Origin of the sequence: Micromonospora sp. 050-3 (assembly GCF_046549335.1) — a bacterium.
In the GTDB taxonomy this organism is placed as follows: domain Bacteria; phylum Actinomycetota; class Actinomycetes; order Mycobacteriales; family Micromonosporaceae; genus Micromonospora; species Micromonospora trifolii.
This window is the reverse complement of record NZ_JAJPVX010000001.1, coordinates 1,804,609-1,820,706: the sequence shown is the minus strand read 5'-3', so window position 1 is coordinate 1,820,706 and position 16,098 is coordinate 1,804,609. Positions and strand designations below refer to the sequence as shown.

Genomic DNA, 16,098 nt, shown 5'->3' with positions numbered 1-16,098 from the left:
GGCGCCGGCGTCATCCCTTGACCGCGCCGAGCATCACGCCGCGGACGAAGTACCGCTGAACGAAGGGGTAGATCGCCAGGATCGGCAGTGTGGTGAGCACGATCGTCACGGCCTGGAGGGTGGCCGCGGCCTGGACCTTGTCGGCGTCGGCGGCGGCGGACTCGGCGCTGGTGGCGCCCGCGATGAGGTTGCGGAGGTACACGGTGACCGGCAGCAGATCCTGCCGGTCCATGTAGAGGAACGCGGTGAACCACGAGTTCCAGAAGGAGACCGCGTAGAAGAGCACCATCGTCGCGATGATCGCCTTCGAGAGCGGCAGCACGATCCGCAGCAGGGTGCCGTACGTGTTCAGCCCGTCGACGGCCGCGGCCTCCTCCAACTCGCTCGGAAGACTCTCGAAGAACGCCTTCATGACCAGCAGGTTGAACACGCTGATGGCATTGGGGATCACCACGGCCCAGATGGTGTTCTTCATGCCCAGGCTGGTGACCAGCACGTAGTTGGGGATCAGGCCACCGGAGAAGAACATGGTGAACAGCGCGACACCGATGAGGAAGGGGCGCCCCTTGAGCTGCGGCTTCGACAGCACGTACGCGTAACACGTGGTCAGCACGATCGAGATGAGCGTGGCGACCACCGTGTACACCACGGTGTTGCGGTAGTTCGTCCAGAACATCGCGTCGGACATCAGCAGCTTGTACGCGGTCAGGTCGAACCCGCGCGGAACGATGGTCACCTTGCCGGCGAGGATGTACGCCTCGTCGCTGAGCGAGCGGGCCACGATGTTGAGGAACGGGAACAGCGTGACGATCACGACGCCGAGCAGGACGACAGTGTTGACGACCCGGAATATCCGGTAACCCCGGCTGTCCACCGGACCCCGCGTCTTCGGGGCGTCGATCTTCGTACCGAGGGTCACCACAGGCTCGTCCCCACCGTGCGACGGGAGATGACGTTCGCCGACAGGACGAGGATCAGCCCGATCACCGCCTCGAAGAGGCCGATGGCGGCCGCGTAGCTGAAGTTGCTCGACTGGAAGCCCATCCGGAACAGATAGGTGGAGACCACGTCGGCGGTCGGATACGTCAACGGGTTGTAGAGCAGCAGGATCTTCTCGAACCCGACCGCCAGGAAGCTGCCGATGTTGAGGATCAGCAAGGTCACCATCGTCGGGCGGATGCCGGGCAACGTGACGTGCCAGGTCTGCCGCAGCCGGCCGGCGCCGTCGATCCGGGCGGCCTCGTACAGGTCCTCGTCGATGGTGGTGAGGGCGGCGAGGTAGAGGATCGTGCCCCAGCCGACGGTCTGCCAGACCTCGGACGAGACGTAGATGGTGCGGAACCACTCCGGTTTCTGCAGGAACGCCACCGGGTCGCCACCGAACAGGCCGACGAGTTGGTTGGCCGAGCCCTCGATCGAGGTCAGCTGCATGACCATCGCCGCCACGATCACGATCGACAGGAAGTGCGGCAGGTAGGACACGGACTGGACGAACCGCTTGAATCGGCGGGCGCGCACCTCGTTGAGCATCAGCGCCAGCACGATCGGCAGCGGGAAACAGAACAGCAGGGTCAGCGTCCCGAGCACCAGGGTGTTGGTGAACACCTCCCAGAACGTCGGGTCGGTGAGGAACATCCGGAAGTAGCGCAGCCCGACCCAGTACTCACCGAAGATGCTGCCGCCCGGCTTGAACCGACGGAAGGCAATGATGTTGCCGATCATCGGCAGGTACCGGAAGACCAGGAAGAACAGCAGCGGCAGGATGGCGAGGGAGTAGAGCTGCCAGTCCCGGCGCAGTGCCTGCCGCCAACTGCGACGGCGTCGGGGCGAGCGCGGGGCAGGGCTCTGCGCCTGCTGCGGAGAACTCGGCGGCGCCGGCGGCGGTGGCCGCAGGGTGGACGTCATCCTTGGCCTCCTATGCCGACTGTGGAACGGCCACGAGGGGCTCGATCCGCACCGAGGTGAGCAGTTCCCGCTCGAAACCGACCTGGCGCTCGGTGCCGACCAGTCGCAGCGGCAGGGCCGCCGCCACGTCGCCGCTCGATCGGCCGAACCGCAGCTCGACGTCGCCGGGCTCGACGATCCGTTGGCCGGCCAGCCCGGTGAACGACGCCACGTCGGCCGGTACGCCGAAGGTCACGTGCGCCACCTCGCCCGGCGCCAACGGCAGCCGGGTGTAGCCGATCAGCCGGACCACCGGGCGGGTGGTCTGCGCGACCGGATCGTGCAGGTAGAGCTGCACGACCTCGGTGCCGGCCCGCCCACCGGTGTTGGCGACGGTGATCCGCACCCGCACCTCGCCGTCGACCGGCCAGGCAGCCGGATCTTCGCGCGGCTCGACGACCGTCGCCTCGGACCACTCGAAGGTGGTGTAGCTCAGCCCGTGGCCGAACGGGTACGCCGGGGTCGGGTCGATCGAGGAGACCTTGTTGCGCCGGCCCAGCGGTGGCGCCAGGTAGGTGCTCGGCAGCCCGCCGGCGTCGCGGGGAACGCTCACGGGCAACCGCCCGGAGGGGTTGACCGCGCCGGTGAGCACCTCGGCGAGGGCCTGCCCGCCGAGCTGACCGAGGAAGAACCCCTGTACCACTGCCGCCGCGCCGTCGAACTCCGGGCCGAGCGCGTAGGGGCGGCCGCTCATCAATACCAGGACGACCGGGGTGCCGGTGGCGAGGACGGCGCGGACGAGATCGGCCTGCACGCCGGGCAGTCGCAGGTCGACGGCGTCGCAGCCCTCACCGGAGGTGCCCCGGCCGAACATTCCCGCCCGGTCACCGACGGCCAGCACGCACACGTCGGCGGCGGCTGCCGCGGCGACCGCGGCCGGGATGCCCGAGGTGTCCTCGCCGGTTATGGCGCACCCCGGCTCGTGGGTGAGCATCGGGACGCGTCGGGCCAACTCCCCGCGCAGTGTGGGGATGTCCAGGCCGAGCCCGAAGTCGCTGTGATTGACGCCCACGTGGTTGGGAAACGAATAGCAGCCGAGCATGGCCATCGGGTCGTCGGCGACCGGACCGACCAGGGCGACCCGGGTGGCCACGGGCAGCGGGAGGACGCCGGTGTTGCGCAGCAGGACGACGGACTCCCGGGCCAGGCGTACGGCGACGTCCTGGCTGGCCTCGTCGTCGAAGCGCAGGGACGCCACATCGTCGGGCAGCTCCTGCCAGCCCTCGTCGAGCAGACCGAGCTCGATCTTCTGGATCAACACCCGACGCAGCGCGCAGTCAATCAGCGCCTCGTCGACCTCGCCGCGGCGAGCCGCCTCCACCAGCGGTTCGCCAAAGGCGTCCACAGTGGGCAGCTCGACGTCGATCCCGGCCCGCAGTGCGAGCCGGGCGGCATCGGCGGCATTCCCGGCGACTCCGTGCAGGGTCTGGAGGAACCGTACGGCGAAGTAGTCGGCCACCACTGTGCCGGTGAAGCCCCACTCGTCGCGCAACAGCCCGGTCAGCAGCCCACTGTCGGCCGCGACGGGCAGGCCGTCGATCTCGGCGTAGGAGTTCATCACCGAGCGGGCGCCGCCGAGGCGCAGCGCCATCTCGAACGGCGGCAGGATGACGTCGGCCAGCTCGCGGCGGCCCATCGGCACCGGCGCGAGGTTACGTCCGCCCCGGGAGGCGGAGTAGCCGGCGAAGTGCTTCAGCGTGGCCACCACGCCGGCCCGCTCCAGACCCCGCACGTACGCGGCACCTGTCGTCCCGACCAGGTAGGGGTCCTCGCCGATCGTCTCCTCGGTGCGGCCCCAGCGGTAGTCCCGGGTGACGTCCAGCACCGGGGCGAGGCCCTGGTGCACACCTGCCGCGCGCATCGAACGCCCGATCCGGTCGGCCATCGCCTCGACCAGTTCGGGGTCGAAGGACGCGCCCCAGCTGAGTGGGGTCGGGTAGACGGTGGCCCGCCACGCCGCGAAGCCGGTGAGGCACTCCTCGTGCACCTGCGCGGGAATACCGAACCGGCTGGCGGCCACGATCTGCGCCTGCGAGGCCGCCAGCGACCGGGCGCCGGACACCGGGTCGACCGGGGCGGTGCCGAACGGGCGGGTCAGCTGGCCCAGCCCGTACTGGATGACGGTGCTCCACTGCGGCAACTCGCTGATCATGTCCGACTGGTGCGGTGCGACGCCCTCACCGCTGGCGTCGGCGCCGACCCAGACCCCGACCAGCTGGGCGATCTTCTCTTCGAGGGACATCCTCGGCAGGAGCGCATCGGCCCGCTCGGTCGGCGACAGCCGCTGATCACGCCACGGCGCGGCGCCGCCATCCTCGAGCGACTGACTTCTCATGCCATGACCCCTTAGCTCCGGCCACATCCCGTGCCCTGGTGGAACCAGCTCCGTGGCGGACGTTTCTCACGATCCGAAACTTTCCGGAAACCTGCGCAACCTTTTCGGCAACCTAAGTGGCCCATCGATGCCTGTCAAGAGTCTCAATCGGACTACCAGGAGGTGTTTCCTGCACACGGTGACCCCACGATCGGCGCTCCGTCGCCGATGAGCCGCGCTATGACCCTGGAATGCGTGGCCCGACTGCGGCACCGACTGGCGTGAATGTCTCATCATGTTAAGGTCGCCCGAAACTTTCGGATGTTGTATGAGGCCGCGATGACAGAGCACCGCCCGCTCGACCCACCCGCCTCCACCACCATCGCCACCATCGCCAACGATGTCGGCGTCTCGGTCGCGACCGTGTCCAAGGTCCTCAACGGACGCGGCGATGTCGCCCCCGGCACCCGAGCCCGGGTGGAGGCGAGCCTCGACCGCCACCAGTACCAGCGCCGCGCCCGGCGACACGCGACCAGCGGCGGCCGGGTGGACCTCGTGTTCCACGAGTTCGACACGGGTTGGGCGATGGAGATCCTGCGCGGCGTCGAGGCGGTGACCTCTGCGGCCGGCATCGGGCTGTCGATCGCCCAGCTCGACGGAGCGCACCGCCCGCCGGCACGATGGCTGGAGGCGTTGCTCGCCGACCGCCCCCTGGGCGTGGTGTTCGTCCTCTCCCACCTGGCCGAGGCCCAACAGCAGCACCTGCGTCGGCAGGGCATACCGTTCGTCGTCGTCGACACCGACAGCGCCACCTCGGCCTCCGTGCCCACCGTCGGGTCGAACAACTGGAACGGCGGTCTGCTCGCCGCTCGGCACCTGCTGGAGCTGGGGCACCGACGGATCGCCATCATCTCCGGGCCACCCGACGTGCTGTGCAGCCGCGCCCGGGCTGCCGGCTTCCAGTCGGCCCACGACGAAGCCGGGATAGTGGTCGACCGCGAGCTGATCCGCTACGGCAGTTTCTCCGCCGGGGCGGGGCACGCCCACGGGCTGCAACTGCTCCAGCGGCCGGACCGACCCACGGCGATCTTCGCCGGGTCGGACATTCAGGCCATGGGGGTGCTCCGGGCCGCCCGTCAGTGCGGCCTGCGCGTGCCCGAGGACCTCTCGGTGATCGGGTACGACAACCTGCCGGTCTCCGCCTGGACCGACCCGGCCCTCACCACGATCAACCAGCCGCTGCGCGACATGGCCGGCATCGCCACCCAGATGTTGCTCGACCTGACCAGGGGAAACGAGCCGGCGACCAGCCGGATAGACCTGGTGACCGAGCTGGTCGTCCGGGAGAGCACCTCGCCCCCCGCCCATCCGCACTGACCCCGGCCCCTGCGAGGACCCGTGCCCCACTCCGCCTTCACCTTCGACGACCTTCAGCGGTACGCGCCCGAGGTCGCCGAGCCCGACGACTTCGACGAGTTCTGGCGGGACACGCTCGCCGAGGCGGCCGCCGTGCCGGTACTGGTCGACGTCCGGCCCGAACCCACCGACCTGCGGCTGCTCGACTCGTGGGACGTCACGTTCGCCGGCTTCGGCGGTGACCCGGTCCGCGCCTGGTACACCCGCCCGGCTGGGGTTCGAGAACCGCTGCCGGTCGTTGTCGAGTACGCCGGCTACGGTCGCGGGCGAGGCCTGCCCCACGAACGGCCGACCTGGGCGGTGGCCGGGTACGCGCACCTGCTGATGGACAACCGGGGCCAGGCGGGGCAGCACGGCGCCGGGGACACCCCCGACCCGCACGGTGCGGCCGGAGGGCCCTGGCCGGTCACCTGGGGGATCCTCGATCCGCGGAACTACCACTACCGCCGCCTGATCACCGACGCGGTGCGGGCGGTCGAGGCGGTCCGCGCGCTGCCGGGGGTCGAGGGTGACCGGGTCACAGTGGTCGGTAACAGCCAGGGCGGCGGCATCGCCCTGGCGGTTGCCGGTCTCGTCGACGACCTCAGCGCGGTGCTGACCACCGCACCGTTCCTGTGCGACATGCGCCGGGCCGTCGCGCTCACCGACCTCGCGCCGTACGGCGAGATCGCCCGGTACCTGGCGGTGCACCGCGAGGCCGAGGAGGCGGTGTGGCGCACGCTGTCCTATGTCGACGGAGTGAGCTTCGCGCGTCGGGCGACGGCACCGGCACACTTCGGGGTCGGCCGGCGTGACATTGTCTGCCCACCGCGCACCGCCTTCGCCGCCTACAACCACTACGGCGCCGCGAACGGGCGGCCGGTCCCACCCGAGCGGGAGATGCACGTCTACCCGTTCAACGGCCACGAGGGCGGCGAGGCCGTCCACGTCAAGCGTCAGCTGCGCTGGCTGGGCTCGGTGCTCCATCCAGCGAAGGCCTGACCGGGCCACTCCTGCGGCATCGTCGGACGCTGATGCGTAGCCGGTGTTAGCGATAACGCCTTATGGTGGCGACACACCTCCGACCACGCCCCCGCCGGCCGGTGACTGCCGCGTCGCGTACACGGTCAACGCCTGGAACAGCGGTCTCACCGCGTCGGTCTCGGTGACCAACACGAGCAGCACGCCGGTCAACGGGTGGGCCCTGGCATTCACGCTCCCCGGGGGGCAGAGCATCACCAGCGGGTGGAACGCCACCTACTCGCCGTCCAGCGGAGCGGTGACCGCCCGCAACGTCTCCTACGGCGCGACGATCGCGCGGAACACCTCGGTCGACATCGGCTTCCAGGCAACCCACACGGGTGGCACCGGCCGACCGTCCGCGTTCACCCTCAACGGCACCGCCTGCACTGTCGCCTGACACCACCCGTCGCGGCGCGAGCCACCCGCGCGACGGCGTGCTCTGAGGGCCCATCCGGCGCCAGGCCCGGCCGCCCCGAGGACGTCGGGGCGGCCGGTTCCGGTCGTGTGACGGTCAGACGACGGTGTAGAGCACGCTTGTCGAGTCGGCGAAGACACCGCCGTCGAGTCGGGTGCCACGCAGCCCTATCTCGGAGCCTTCCACCATGTCCTTGTTGCACTGCCCCCAGACGCCGGAGCCCAGCGAGTTGTTGCAGATGCCGTTGCGCCAGTAGTCGGTTCTGTTCGCGCCTGCGAACCACTCCGCCACCGCTCGCTTCCCGTCGGCCTCGTCGTCGCGGACCCAGATGCGGTCACCGGAGTTCTCCCAACAGACGGTGACATAGGTGTTGGAGACACACGGCAGGCCGCCCGGCGGCGTGCCGGCGACGGCCGTGTTCACCTCGTTCTGGTTGCGCGGGGCGGCTTGCCCGATTAACCGCAGGTGGTCGCTGAGCCCGCCGCCGTCGGAGCCGACGTCGCCCGTCGACTGCAACCAGGCCCGCCGCCCATAGAAGATGTGGTCGTACTTGTTGCCGAGATAGTCGCAGGTCAGGCCAGTGGTGTTGCAGTTGTCGTCCTCGTCCACCTCGTGGGCGAAGGCCTGGAGCGGGTCCAGCGCCGACCCACTGTCGTCGATGTTGAAGTCACCGCCGACGATGGTGCGGTAGCCGTAGAAATCCTGCCACTGCCGGAGCTCGGTCAGCATGTCGCGCAGTGAGGCACGCTTGATCGCGGAGTCCGAGTCGTCCTCGGGGCGCAGCAGGTGCACCGAGCAGGCGACGATCTTGTTTCCACGATCCTTGATGCAGGCCCAGCCCTGACTCGCGCTCGGGTTGGGGGAGCTCGAAAAGGTCTGAGTGAAGGTTTCGATTTGTTCATCGGACCGGCCACGCATCAGCACCGCGACGCCGGCGTCCCTCTGGCCCGCGCCGTCGAAGGTGCACTCGATCGCCTGGCCGTTGGTGATGCTCCGTCCGGTGCGGTGCGAGACGTGCCAGGTGGCACCGGTCGCGTTGCTCAGTGCGCTGGCCAGCGGGTTGCTGTGCAGGTGAGCGCATACCTCCTGGATCATGATCACGCTGATTCCAGGATCCGACCGGACCTGCTGCACGATCGAGTTGATCTTCGCGCTGGCGGAGCCCGTGTCCGCGCAGGCGCCGGCCGAGGCGCCGCAGATGTTCCAGGTCATGGTCCGAACCGTGGCCGGTAGGGCGGCGGCGGCCGGTTCGGCCACCACGAAGGCACCCGCCAGGATCACCATCAGGGTCACCGCGGGTCGGAGGAGCAGATGCATGGAATCTCCCTCTTCGAGATCGGGTTCGACCCTTCGAAGAGAAGCACGTCGATTGACTCCGTCGCCGTGGTTGCCCTGTTCGAGGTTGTTCGGCTTCGTTCCGCACGCTTCGAGGCAGCAGCGAGTCCAAGCGGATGGTGGGGCGGCGACGGCTACGCGTTCCCGCTAGATGATCACTGCTCCACGGCGCGGTAGAGCCGGCTCACGGTCTCGGCCACGCAGACGGGCTTGCCGCCGCTGTCGCTCTCCACTGTGACCGTCACGACCAGCTGCACACCGCCGCTGACCGGCGAGACGTCGGCGATGGTGGCGGTGGCGCGTACGGCTGCGCCGACCCGCAGCGGCGCGGGGAAACGCACCCGGTTCAGCCCGTAGTTGACGCCCATCGCCACCCCCTCGACCCGGTACAGCCCGCCCGCCAACGCCGGCAACAGCGACAGGGTGAGGTACCCGTGGGCGATCGTCCCGCCGAACGGGCCCGCCGCGGCGCGGACCGGGTCGAGATGGATCCACTGATGGTCGTCGGTGGCGTCGGCGAAGCTGTCGACGCGGCTCTGCTCGATGCGCTGCCACGGACCGGGCCCGAGGCTCTCACCGGTCGCGGCGGCCAACTCCTCGAACGAGGTGAAGACTCTCATCCCGGATCTCCCTACAACTAGAAGGCGTTGACGCCGGTGAGCGCGCGGCCGATGAGCAGTTGCTGAATCTGACTGGTGCCCTCGTAGAGCGTGGCCACCCGGGCATCGCGTAGATACTTGCCGACCGGATACTCGTCGATGTAGCCGTACCCGCCGAACACCTGGACCGCGTTGTTGGCCGCGCGGACGGCGGCCTCACTGGCGAAGAGCTTGGCCGTCGACGCCTCGGTGGCGAACGGCTGGTCGCGGTCGATCAGGTCGGCCACCTGCCACACCAGCAGCCGGGCGGCGGCGGTGTCCACCGCGATGGCGGCGAGCAGTTGTTGGACGAGCTGGTGCCCGGCGATCGGCTTGCCGAACTGGGTGCGCTGCCCGGCGTAACCGACCGACGCGTCGAGGCAGCCCTGGGCGATGCCGACACACCCGGCGGCCACCGACATCCGGCCCTTGGCGAGGGTGGCCAGGGCCAGCCGGAATCCGGCGCCCTCGGCGCCGAGGCGGGCCGTGTCCGGCACGCGCACCTCGTCGAAGCCCAGCTCGCCGGTGGCCTGACCGCGCAGACCGAGCTTGCCGTGGATTTCCCGCCGGGTCAGCCCCGGGCTGTCGGTGGGCACCAGGAACGCGCTGATTCCTCGGTGCCCGGGGCCGCCGGTGCGAGCGAAGACCAGCGCGACGTCGGCGGTGGTGCCGTTGGTGATGAACGTCTTCGTGCCGGTGAGCAGCCAGTCGGTGCCGTCGCGGACCGCACGGGTGCGTAGTGCCGCGGCGTCCGAGCCGCTGTCCGGCTCGGTCAGCGCGAAGCAGCCGAGTGCGCTGCCGGCGCAGAGCCTCGGTAGCCACTCGGCCCGCTGTTCCGCGCTCCCGTGTGCGGCGATCGACTTCGCCACCAGGCCGAGGGAGACCGAGACGATGCCGCGCACCGCCGAGTCGCCCCGGCCCAACTCCTCCAGGACCAGGCAGTACGCGAGGTGGTCGCCGCCGGAGCCGCCGTCGGCCTCGGCGATGGTCAGCCCCAGGAATCCCAGGTCACCGAGCATGCCGACGATGGCGGGGTCGACCGATTCGCGGCGATCCCAGGCGGCGGCGTGCGGTAGCAGCTCGCGGTCGGCGAACTCGGCGGCCAGCTGGCGGACCGCCGCCTGCTCGGCGGAGAGGGTGAGGTCCATGACGCTCAAACTAGCGGTGATAGTTAAACGCGTCCAGACCGGAGGCTCAGCGGTCGGAGGCCAGACCGACGTGCCGTTCGGCGGTGAACGCGCGGGCCAGCTCCGTCCGCGAACGGATGCCCAGCCGATGGAACACGTTGCGCAGGTGGTGATCGACAGTGCGGGTGGAGAGGAACATCCGGGCGGCGATCTCCCGGTTGGTGGCGCCCTCGGCGACCAGCTCGGCGATCCGCAGTTGCTGGCCGGTCAACAACCGCGCCGCGGGCAGGTCCGGCGGACCGATCGACTCCCCGGCCGCCCGCAGCTCCGTGGTGGCCTGCTCGGCCCAGCACTCGACTCCGAGCAGGCTGAACATCTCGCGGGCCTGGTGCAGGTGCGTCCGCGCGTCGCGAGGGCGTCGACTGCGGCGCAAATCCTGGCCGAAGAGCAGTTCGGTGCGGGCCCGCTCGAACGTGCCGGCCTCCGTCGGGTGCAGGCGCAGCGCCGTCTGGAAGTCCCGTTCCGCCTCGGCGCCGCCGCGAGGGGCGAGCAGTGCGTGGCACCGCGCGGACAGGGCCCGGCGCAGTGGGCTCGCGGTGCTGCTGGCCCACCTGTCGAACGCGGCGAGCGCGGCCGTCGCCGCCGGCCGGTGTGCCAGGTGCGCCGCCGCCTCCACCAGGTACGGGGTGGCCATCACCTGCACGAGGACCTGACCTCGACGCGTGCCGATCCGGGCCAACGAGGCCAGCCGCTCCGCGGCCTCGGCGTGCCGGCCATCGACCAGGTCGAGCACCGCCAGAGCCCACGCGGCGAGCGCGTGCGGGCGGCTGCCCGGCGTCGGCGACTCGCCGATCTCGCGGATCCGCCGCAGGCTGGTGTCCCGGTCGGCCCGGATCGCGGCGAGGACGGCGAGCATGCCCAGATGGACGTTGGCGCAGTTGACCTGCCCGGTGGCCCGGGCGACGCGCAGCCCGTCGCGGGAGGTCTCCGCCGCCGCCTCGTGTCGACCCAGCCAGTACTCGGCGACCGCCCGCAGTTCCAACGCCCGCGACAGCATCGACAGCTCGCCCCGTTCCCGGGCCAGCTCGACGGCGCGTTCGGCGAGCCGGTGGGCCGCGCCGTCCACGGCCACCAGCAATCCGGCCGCCGCGGCGCAACTGAGCGCTGTGGGGGTCAACGCCCAACCGGTCAGCCGGCCGCCGAGCACCACGGCGCGGCGCAGCGCAGGCCCGGCGCGCTCGTGGTCGCCTCGCAGGGTCGCCGCCACCCCGGCGATCAGACAGTCCATCACCTCCAGTGCCGGCGGATCGTTCGGCCGCCGCAACGCCAGCGCCCGGCGGCCGACCTCGGCATACCGGTACTGCTCGCCGGTGAAGCAGACCGCCTCGCCGGCCCGCACCAGCCCGGTCAACGCCAGGGCGCGGTCGGTGCCGTCCACCGCCGCGGCGGAGGCCAGCAGCGTGGCCGACGCATTCGACGCGGTGCCGCAGCGCAGCTCCAACTCACCGCGGAGCAGGTCGGCGCGGCCCCGGACGACCGGGTCCACGCAGACCGCGCGGAGGCGGTCGAGCAGCAGCCGGGCCTCGTCGGGCTGCCCCCCGGCCCAGGCGTACCGGGCGGCCGTCAGCAGACGGGTGGCGGTCAGCCTCGGCTGGTCGCTCAGCTCGGCGGCCCACCGTAGAGCGGCCGAGGCGGCGGCCCAGCCGTCGGATCCGCCCACCGCCGCCTGCTCCAGCTCGGCGGCGAGGGCCGGATCGGCACCCGCCGTCGCGGCGGCGAGGTGCATCGCCCGGCGCAGGCGCTGCCCGTCCGCGACCAGCACCTCGGCGAGCAGTCGGTGCGCCGCGCGGCGCTCCGCGAGCGGCGCGCTGGCCGCGATCATCGTGCGCACCTGCGGCTGCGGAAAGGTGACGCCTCGTTGCTCGACGCGGACCAGGCCGGCGACCTCCGCCGGGGCGAGCGCCTCGACCTCGGCGCCGGCGGCCGACGCGGCCCGGATCAGCGTGCCCGGCTCGCCGTCCTCGTCGAGCGCGGCGAGCAACAGCACCCGTCGGGTCTCCGGGGGCAGCCGGTCCAGCCGGGCGCGGTACGCGCGACCCAGCGCTCCGTCCGCCGGTGGCGCGGCGGGCAGCGACTCCTCGCCCCGCCACTGCCCTGCGGTGAGCACCTCGGCGAGGTCCACCAGGGCCTGCGGGTTGCCGCCGCCGATCGTGGCCAACGCGGTCAGGGCCGACGCGGCTGGCCGGTCGGGGAGCCGGTCGACGCCCTCGCGCCCGCTCAGCCGGTCGAGTCGATCGGTGAGGACGGCGCTGCTCTCGTGCTCGGTCAGCGCGCGCAGTCGGTGTGCCGGTATCCCGTCGAGGTTGGCGGTGACGTCAGCGGTGAGCAGGACGGCGAGCGGCAGATGCCGCAGTCGGCGGGCCACGAACGCCAGCACCTGCGCGGTCTGCGGGTCACCTCGGTCGATGTCGTCCATGGTGGCCAGCAACGGCCGGTCCCGGGCGGCGGCGGCGAGCAGCCCGAGCACCGCCATCGACAGGGTCAACTGCCGGTCGGCCGGGCAGCTCTCCCCGGCCAGTGCGCGCCGCAGCAGTTGGCGCTGCTCACCGGGGAGCGCGGCGGCCCGGTCGAGCACCGGGTCGACCAGACGTTGCAGGCCGGCGTACGGCAGGGCGGCCTCCTCGGCGAGCCCGCCGCCGGCGAGCACTGTGCAGCCACCCTCGGCGTGCCGATGGGCGTAGCCGAGAAGCGCCGTCCGGCCCGATCCGGGCTCTCCGCGCAACAACAGGGCACCGCCGGCGTTGGTCATGCCGTCGAGCAGGCTCCGGACAGCCCGGCACTCGTCGTCCCGGCCACGCAGCACGGTTAGTTGCACTCTTGATGCAGTAACCATGCCTGCCAGTGTTACCCATCGGAAACCGAATGGAAAGAGGGGGCGATATCGGGCCGGGCCGGAATCAGTCGGGCGCGACCTCGGCCAGCAGGGCGCCCACGGTCCGGGCCATCACCGCACGGGCCTGGTCCACGCCCAGGCCGAGCCCGTAGCGCAGCATCGACCAGGCTTGCCACGTGCTCGCCGCCACCAGGGCGTTGAGCAACTGCTCCCGCCCCGGCCCGGCCTCGGCCAGCTCGCCGGCGAAGAGCGCCTCGACCTCGTCGCGGACCCGTTCGATGTGCTTGAGACGGTTGCGGTGCAGCTGTTCGGAGACCGGCTCACGCATCTGGGCGGCCCGCGCCGACGGCGCGATGAGCTGGAGCAGCCGAGCCCGCTGCCGGCAGTACGCGTCGACCCGCTTCGCCAACGGCAGCCCGGGTGAGATCGGCCGGTAGGCGGCGTCCTGCTGGCGGAGCACCTCCGCGCCGCTGGCCTCGAAGAGCGTCTCCATGTCCTTGAAGTTGGTCCAGAGGGTGCGCAGCGAGATGCCGGCCCGTTCGGCGATGCGTTCCCCGGTCGGGCGCAGGTCGCCCTCGGAGATGAGCGCGAGGTGCGCCTCGACGATGGCCGCGCGGGTCCGCTCGGCGCGAGCGGTGCGCCCGTCGACCCGGCCCGCCACATCGACCCCGTCCATCCGCCCTCGCCCCCTCACCGCCATGGCGTCCCCCGACGCACCGCCGAGTCTAGACAGCCGTTGATCAGCGGCTCGGGACGCGCCGCCGACGTCGTCATCCGGCCTGGCCGGTCAGCGAGACGCCGCCGTCACAGACGATGGTCTGCCCGGTGATCCAACTGGCGTCGTCGGAGGCCAGGAAGGCGACCGCACCCGCCACGTCCGACGGCAGACCGAGGCGTCCGAGCGGGTACCGCGCGGCGACCTCGGCCTCCCGCCCGTCGTAGAGGGCGGCGGCGAAACGGGTCTTCACCACGCCGGGAGCGACAGCGTTGACCCGGACCGTCGGCCCCAGCTCCACGGCGAGGCTGGCGGTGAGGTGGTTGAGCGCGGCCTTGCTGACCCCGTAGCAGGCGATGCCGGGTGACGGGCCGAGCCCGGCGATCGACGATACGTTGACGACGCAGCCGCCGCGCTCGCTCATGCCGGCGGCGCAGACCTCCTGCACCCAGCCCAGCGCGGCGACCACGTTCACGTCGAGGATCTTGCGGGCCGCGGCCAGGTCCAGCTCGACCAGCGGGCCGTGCACCGGGTTGATGCCGGTGTTGTTCACCAGCAGGTTCACCGGCCCGAACGCCGCGCTTACCTGACTCACCGCGGCGGCCCGGTGCTCGGGATCGTCGGCCCGGCCTGGCACCGCCAGGGCGTGTGCCGGACCGCCGAGGGTGGCGACCGCCTCGGCCAGCCCTTCGGGGCGGCGGGCGGTCAGGCCCACCCGCGCGCCTTCGGCGACGAGGCGTTGGGCGATGGCCAGACCGATCCCGCGACTGGCGCCGGTGACGATGGCGACTTGGCCCGCGAGTCGGCCCGAATATGCATTCACGGTGCAGATAGTAGGAGCGTCGATCGGTATCGGTCAACGCCTCCGACAATCGGTCGGCGGGCCGCTCGGGCAGCACGCGCGCAGCAGTCCGACCGGGCGTGGTCAGGGGGACCACGCCCGGTCGGACGTCGGGGACAGGGCCTAGGAGACGGTCGGCACCCCGTTCGCCGGCGGCGCGGCCGGGGTCGCGGTGTACTCGTCCACCGACCCGTCCGCCTCATCCGTCTCGTACGCCGGCCCGAAGTAGGTCTGCACTCCCCCGCTCACCCGGCTCAACCGCTGGCCGCCGTACCCGGAGTGGTCCTTGGCGGAGAAGCGCAACGGCACCAGCCCGGGGCCCTGGAATCCGCCCTTCTGCACGGCCTCCAGCACCTTCTCCCGGGTGAGGTCCTTACCGGCGGCGAGCAGCGTCTGCACGAAGAGGTAGCCGACCGACATGCCGTAGACGGTGTTGCCGTCGAACGGCGCGTCCCCGTTGTGCTCCTTGTTGACCTTCGTGAAGAGCTGGATCCACGGGTTCGCGGTGTCGTTCTGCATCGGCAGGTAGTTGGTGCCGACCATGCCCTCCAGCAGCGGCGCGGCGGCGCCGAGCTGCTTGGCCAGGGTCGGGTGGTCGGCGCCGACGTTGGAGACCAGCCACTGCGGCTTGAAGCCCAGCCGTGCCGCCGTGCCGACGGAGAGCGCTGTGAAGCCGGGCACTGTGGCGAGCACGACGACCTGGCAACCGGCCGCCTTGAACGCGCCGATCTGCGGCGCCACGTTGGTGTTGCTGGTGACGTAGGTCTGCTTGACCGCGACGGCCGCGGGGCCGAGCACCTTCTCCACGCCGGCCAGGCTGTCCCGGCCGAAGTCGTCGTCCTGACCGAGGAAGCAGACCTTCTGCCCGGCCAGGTCCCGCTTCGCGTAGTTGGCGAGGATCTTGCCCTCGACCGTGTAGTCCGGGTTGAACCCGAACGTGCCCGGATACTTGTCCGGTTGGTCCCAGCTGCGGCTGCCGGAGGCGACGAAGAGGTCGGGTACCCGGTTGCTCTTGAGGAAGTCGAGCACACCGGTGTGCGTCGGCGTGCCCAGACCATTGAGGATCGCGAAGACCTTGTCCTGCAGGACGAGCTGACGGACCACCTGCTGGGTGTTCGCCGGGTTGTAGCCGTCGTCCATGATCTTGTAGGTGATCTTGCGGCCGTGCACTCCGCCGTTGGCGTTGACGTAGTCGAAGTACGCCTTCGTCGCCGGAGCGATCTTCGAGTAGCCGGCCGAGGCCGGACCGGTCAGCGGCATGTGGGTGCCGACGACGATCTCGGTGTCGGTGACCCCCGGCACCGACGCCCCGCCGGAGCCGGGGCCGTCGTCGCCGCTACAGCCGGCTGCGGTGATGAGCAGGGCAAGGGTGCTGGCGATCGCGAGGCCGCGATGCGCTTTACGGTGCATGGGAAACACCGACCTTTCTCGGTCCGGTTGTCTGTGGGAACGGTGTGG

Annotated in this window: 12 protein-coding genes and 1 pseudogene; 3 read left to right on the top strand and 10 right to left on the bottom strand. The window is 71.0% G+C overall.

Features of this window, described 5'->3' with window-relative positions:
* Positions 1-10 precede the first annotated feature (10 nt).
* From ACLJOK_RS08195 to ACLJOK_RS08185, 3 genes are read right to left on the bottom strand one after another with little or no spacing between them, the layout of a single operon-like run.
* Positions 11-919, bottom strand: coding sequence for a carbohydrate ABC transporter permease (locus ACLJOK_RS08195; protein WP_410817309.1), 909 nt, complete (start codon positions 917-919; stop codon positions 11-13).
* Complete coding sequence (locus tag ACLJOK_RS08190) at positions 916-1,905, bottom strand: ABC transporter permease (protein WP_410817308.1); 990 nt, start codon at positions 1,903-1,905, stop codon at positions 916-918. The genes ACLJOK_RS08195 and ACLJOK_RS08190 overlap by 4 nt, the downstream gene beginning before the upstream one ends.
* Positions 1,906-1,915: 10 nt before the next feature.
* The gene (locus ACLJOK_RS08185) at positions 1,916-4,279 is read right to left on the bottom strand and encodes a glycoside hydrolase family 3 N-terminal domain-containing protein (protein ID WP_410817307.1); all 2,364 of its coding nucleotides are present in this window, start codon (positions 4,277-4,279) and stop codon (positions 1,916-1,918) included.
* A gap of 318 nt (positions 4,280-4,597) precedes the next feature.
* Here ACLJOK_RS08185 and ACLJOK_RS08180 point away from each other — a divergent pair, with 318 nt between their 5' ends.
* The 3 genes and pseudogenes from ACLJOK_RS08180 to ACLJOK_RS08170 form a co-directional block, all read left to right on the top strand.
* On the top strand, positions 4,598-5,635 hold the full coding sequence (locus tag ACLJOK_RS08180; protein WP_410817305.1) for a LacI family DNA-binding transcriptional regulator: 1,038 nt from the start codon (positions 4,598-4,600) through the stop codon (positions 5,633-5,635).
* Between the two features lie 21 nt (positions 5,636-5,656).
* Positions 5,657-6,655 (top strand): acetylxylan esterase, encoded by a 999-nt coding sequence (locus tag ACLJOK_RS08175; RefSeq protein ID WP_410817304.1) that lies wholly within the window; start codon positions 5,657-5,659, stop codon positions 6,653-6,655.
* A gap of 73 nt (positions 6,656-6,728) precedes the next feature.
* Positions 6,729-7,073: pseudogene (locus tag ACLJOK_RS08170) on the top strand (cellulose binding domain-containing protein); the annotation flags it as partial.
* A gap of 114 nt (positions 7,074-7,187) precedes the next feature.
* On the opposite strand, the gene ACLJOK_RS08165 reads toward ACLJOK_RS08170, so the two are convergent.
* From ACLJOK_RS08165 to ACLJOK_RS08135, 7 genes are all read right to left on the bottom strand, one after another.
* Positions 7,188-8,408, bottom strand: coding sequence for an endonuclease/exonuclease/phosphatase family protein (locus tag ACLJOK_RS08165; RefSeq protein WP_410817303.1), 1,221 nt, complete (start codon positions 8,406-8,408; stop codon positions 7,188-7,190).
* 173 nt (positions 8,409-8,581) lie between these two features.
* Positions 8,582-9,046, bottom strand: coding sequence for a MaoC family dehydratase (locus tag ACLJOK_RS08160; RefSeq protein WP_410817302.1), 465 nt, complete (start codon positions 9,044-9,046; stop codon positions 8,582-8,584).
* Positions 9,047-9,063: 17 nt separating this feature from the next.
* Positions 9,064-10,212: an acyl-CoA dehydrogenase family protein gene (locus ACLJOK_RS08155; protein WP_410817301.1), complete on the bottom strand. Its 1,149-nt coding sequence runs from the start codon at positions 10,210-10,212 to the stop codon at positions 9,064-9,066.
* Between the two features lie 46 nt (positions 10,213-10,258).
* A complete protein-coding gene (locus tag ACLJOK_RS08150; protein WP_410817300.1) occupies positions 10,259-13,084 on the bottom strand; it encodes an AAA family ATPase in 2,826 nt (941 codons plus the stop codon).
* Between the two features lie 64 nt (positions 13,085-13,148).
* Positions 13,149-13,760, bottom strand: a complete 612-nt coding sequence (locus ACLJOK_RS08145) for a TetR/AcrR family transcriptional regulator (RefSeq protein WP_410817298.1) — start codon at positions 13,758-13,760, stop codon at positions 13,149-13,151.
* 94 nt (positions 13,761-13,854) lie between these two features.
* Complete coding sequence (locus ACLJOK_RS08140) at positions 13,855-14,622, bottom strand: SDR family oxidoreductase (protein ID WP_410817297.1); 768 nt, start codon at positions 14,620-14,622, stop codon at positions 13,855-13,857.
* Between the two features lie 141 nt (positions 14,623-14,763).
* Positions 14,764-16,050, bottom strand: coding sequence for an ABC transporter substrate-binding protein (locus ACLJOK_RS08135; protein WP_410817295.1), 1,287 nt, complete (start codon positions 16,048-16,050; stop codon positions 14,764-14,766).
* Between the last annotated feature and the right edge of the window lie 48 nt (positions 16,051-16,098).

Coding starts and splice junctions, on each gene's coding strand:
- ACLJOK_RS08190 (WP_410817308.1), bottom strand. CDS start 1,905: ATGACGTCCACCCTGCGGCCACCGCCGCCGGCGCCGCCGAGTTCTCCG.
- ACLJOK_RS08185 (WP_410817307.1), bottom strand. CDS start 4,279: ATGAGAAGTCAGTCGCTCGAGGATGGCGGCGCCGCGCCGTGGCGTGAT.
- ACLJOK_RS08180 (WP_410817305.1), top strand. CDS start 4,598: ATGACAGAGCACCGCCCGCTCGACCCACCCGCCTCCACCACCATCGCC.
- ACLJOK_RS08165 (WP_410817303.1), bottom strand. CDS start 8,408: ATGCATCTGCTCCTCCGACCCGCGGTGACCCTGATGGTGATCCTGGCG.
- ACLJOK_RS08160 (WP_410817302.1), bottom strand. CDS start 9,046: ATGAGAGTCTTCACCTCGTTCGAGGAGTTGGCCGCCGCGACCGGTGAG.
- ACLJOK_RS08155 (WP_410817301.1), bottom strand. CDS start 10,212: ATGGACCTCACCCTCTCCGCCGAGCAGGCGGCGGTCCGCCAGCTGGCC.
- ACLJOK_RS08150 (WP_410817300.1), bottom strand. CDS start 13,084: ATGGTTACTGCATCAAGAGTGCAACTAACCGTGCTGCGTGGCCGGGAC.
- ACLJOK_RS08145 (WP_410817298.1), bottom strand. CDS start 13,760: ATGGACGGGGTCGATGTGGCGGGCCGGGTCGACGGGCGCACCGCTCGC.
- ACLJOK_RS08135 (WP_410817295.1), bottom strand. CDS start 16,050: ATGCACCGTAAAGCGCATCGCGGCCTCGCGATCGCCAGCACCCTTGCC.